Raw genomic sequence first — 2205 nt, 5'->3', positions numbered from 1 at the left:
GGTCAGGTAGGCGGCCAGCGCGGCAGGAGTCGGGTGGTCGAACACCAGCGTCGCCGGCAACCGCAACCCGGTGACGGTTCCCAGCCGGTTCCGCAGCTCCACGGCGGTCAGCGAGTCGAACCCGGCCTCGGTGAACGCCCGGTCCGGGTCCACCGCGGCCGCGGTGGCATGCCCCAGCACCGCAGCGATCTCGCCCCGCACCACGTCCAACACCACCGCCTGCCGTGCCGTTGCGGGCACCCCGGACAGCCGGCGGGACAACGCCGACTCATCGGCCGACGCTGACGGCTCCTGGGGAGGCTGTTCGCACAGCGCCTCCACCAGACGGCTCGGACGGGCCCACGCGAACGTCTCCACGAACCGTTCCCAGTCCACGTCCGCGACCACGACACAGGTTTCGTCATGGTCCAGAACCTGGCCCAACGCTGTCAGCGCCAAACCGGGCTCCATCGCCGCTATGCCATAGTCGTGGAGTTGCTGCGTAGCCTCACCGGCCATGCCCTCGCCGGCCCAGGCTCCCCACGCCACCGACGTGGCAGCAAGACCACGGGCACGGCGCCGTTGCACCAACGCGTCCAGGAACGCATTCGCCGCAGCGTAGTTCGCCTGACCCCCGCTGCCCCACACTCCCGCGACCGAGGAGAACACCACGAAGGCATCCAACGGCGTATCCGCAAGCAGGTCATCCAAATGCGCCGCACCACACGCCTTGGCCCTGATCGCCTCAGCGAAATCAGCCAGCTGCGCCTCATCCAGTCTGCCGTTCTCCAGTACCCCCGCAGCGTGCACCACCGCCGTCAACGGGTACCGATCCGGCACCGACGCCAACAGGCCCGCCACCGCAGCCCGATCAGCCACGTCACAGGCCACGACCTGCACCTGCACACCCAACCCGGACAGCTCGTCCCGCAACTGCACCGCACCTGGGGCGTCAATACCCCGCCGGCTGGTCAAAATCAGGTGCTCAGCACCACCGCGAGCGAGCCAGCGAGCAACGTGAGCACCCAAAGCACCCGTGCCGCCGGTCACCAGCACCGAACCACGCGGCCTCCACGGACGCTCGACGGAAACCCCGTCCAGGGCAGCCCGCAGCAGCCTTCTCACATACACGCCGGAGGAACGGATCGCCAGCTGATCCTCATCGCCCGGATCAGCCAGGACCCGCCACATCCGCAGTGCGTGCTGCGCATTGACGGTCCCGGGCAGGTCAATCAAGCCGCCCCAGCGGTCGGGGTGCTCCAGACCGACCACCCGGCCCAAACCCCACACCTGTGCCTGAACGGCACTGGCCAGCGGATCGGAACGGCCCGTCGACACCGCGCCCTGAGTCACGCACCACAGCCGCGCCTGGACGCCCGCGTCTCCCAACGCCTGCACCAACAGCACAGTGCCGGCCACACCGTTGGAAATGCTCGCGTGTGTCGGGTGCGGAGTCTCATCCAACGCCAGCAACGACACCACCCCGCCGAAGGAGACGTCCCCGCCTGCTTCGTCAGTCGACAGCCGGCTCAGCTCGTCGCCGATCCGCTTCGCGAGCGTGCTGCGATCATGTTCGGCCGCATCCACCTCGACGCGAACAACGTGGACTCCGCAATCCTGCAATGCCTCGATCGCCGACGACGCCACCGCGTCCAAGGGGAGAGCAGCGGGGACCAGGACGAGCCATGACCCTGACGGCAGCGTGGTCCGGACATCCGACAACGGTTGCCATTTGATCTGGTACCTCCAGCGACCCGCTGACGTCTGATCCCGCAGCTTGCGATGCCACTCGGACAGGGCCGGGAACACGACACCCAGCGAGGAACCGCCGTCCTGCGTGTCCAACTTCAGCTCATGCGCCAGCGCCTCGATCCGCTCGTGTTCAACCGCATCCCAGAACCACGTCTCCGACGCCGTCGCCAACCGCCCGGACGCGGGCTCGATCTGATCCGGTGCATCCAACCAGAACCGTTCCCGCTGAAAGGCATACGTCGGCAGATCAACCCGGGTAGCGGGAACGCCGGCGAACACTGCCGGCCACCGCACCCCCACCCCCGCGGTGAACGCCTGCGCCACCGCCAGCAGCAACGACTCAACCTCAGCACCTTCACGACGCAACCCAGCCACACACACCGACCGCTCCACCGCTGTCTCGGGCAGGTTTTCCTGGACCATCGCGGTCAACGCCGCACCCGGACCCAACTCCACGAACACCCGCACACCCTG

1 protein-coding gene is annotated in these 2205 nt (G+C 68.1%); it reads right to left on the bottom strand.

Going from position 1 to position 2205, the window contains the following annotated elements; all coding sequences use genetic code 11:
• On the bottom strand, positions 1-2193 hold a 2193-nt coding region (locus ACFPIJ_RS15470), incomplete at its 3' end, for an SDR family NAD(P)-dependent oxidoreductase (RefSeq protein WP_380115610.1).
• Positions 2194-2205: the final 12 nt, after the last annotated feature.

This window comes from Dactylosporangium cerinum (assembly GCF_042653625.1).
GTDB classification, from domain to species: Bacteria; Actinomycetota; Actinomycetes; order Mycobacteriales; family Micromonosporaceae; genus Dactylosporangium; species Dactylosporangium cerinum.
Note: the sequence above shows the minus strand (reverse complement) of the source record. Positions and strands in the feature narration are given on the sequence as shown.